This window comes from Mesorhizobium sp. M7A.F.Ca.CA.002.15.2.1, assembly GCF_003998715.1.
In the GTDB taxonomy this organism is placed as follows: Bacteria; Pseudomonadota; Alphaproteobacteria; order Rhizobiales; family Rhizobiaceae; genus Mesorhizobium; species Mesorhizobium ciceri.
Genome location: NZ_RZPI01001080.1, coordinates 1 through 1063, shown reverse-complemented (window position 1 = coordinate 1063; position 1063 = coordinate 1). Strand labels below are relative to the sequence as shown.

Sequence of the window (1063 nt, the reverse complement as noted above, 5' to 3'; positions counted from 1 at the left end):
ATATCCTCATGGCTGGTCTCAAGCCGGTAGCGGCTGCGGAACGGCGTGTCACCAATGTCGGCGACCCTGAGCTCATGCGTCGGCGCGCATTCCAGCACGTGATTGTAGGGCCCGATGCGCTCGATGGCGCGCAACGCCCTTGGCCCGAAGCGCGAGCCCGGGCGGTTGGTGACGCCGAGATCCATCGGCACGCCGATCATCGCCACCTGCAAATCGCCGAAATCCGGATTGTCGGCCGATATTTCGCGGTAGGGCGCGGCAAGAAAGGTCGGGATGCCTGAATAGGGCGCCAGCCGCGTGCCGCTCTTGGAGAAGATCTTGTCGGCGACCTTGCGGAATTTCGGGTCGAACATCTCGCCGCCATGGCTTTCACCATATTTGCGACGCAACGCATCGAGCTTGCCGCGATCGTATCCCATGTCCGCTCCTCCTGGGCTGATGCAGTGCCGGCGCGGGTGACGCCTGCGAACCGACCGTCATCCGGCCGGGCCGCTGTCCCGCTGGCTGCCTGCAGATTTCATGTCTTGATGCTGTTCTAAACTCAAGTGTCTGGCAGTGGCATTGAAAAATCAATTGATATTGTTAGGGTGTTTTCTGTGAGAAAATCTCACAACAAAGTGGTACCATGACCAAGCGCCTGCCACCGCTCAATCCGCTGCGCGCCTTCGAGGCAACGGCTCGCCATGGTTCACTGACCAAGGCGGCGACTGAGCTGAACGTCACTCATGGCGCCGTCAGCCACCAGATCAAGGCGCTCGAGCAGTCGCTCGGTGTCAAGCTGTTCGAGCGGGTCGGCCAGCGGGTCAAGCTGACACCGCATGGCGCGGAGCTTCTGCCGGCGGTGTCGACCGCGTTCGACGGCATCGCCGCCGCCACCCAGCGCATGACAAGGCCGGCGAGCAGCGGCACACTTTCGGTCTCCTGCGTGCCGGCGCTACTGTTGCTGTGGATGACACCGCGGCTCGGCAGTTTCATGGCGCAATATCCCGACATAAGGCTGACGCTTATTCCTTCCAACGATCCCAAGGATTTGCGGGCGCCCAATATCGATGTCTGCGTGCAT

At 61.5% G+C, this 1063-nt stretch carries 2 protein-coding genes; one reads left to right on the top strand and one right to left on the bottom strand.

The annotated features are described in order from the left end of the window. A partial coding sequence (locus tag ENZ74_RS32750; RefSeq protein WP_206522396.1) for an arginase family protein occupies window positions 1-419 on the bottom strand: 419 nt, incomplete at its 3' end. 206 nt (window positions 420-625) lie between these two features. Here ENZ74_RS32750 and ENZ74_RS32745 point away from each other — a divergent pair. Then, the coding region (locus tag ENZ74_RS32745; protein ID WP_127313333.1) for a LysR family transcriptional regulator at window positions 626-1063 on the top strand (438 nt) is incomplete at its 3' end.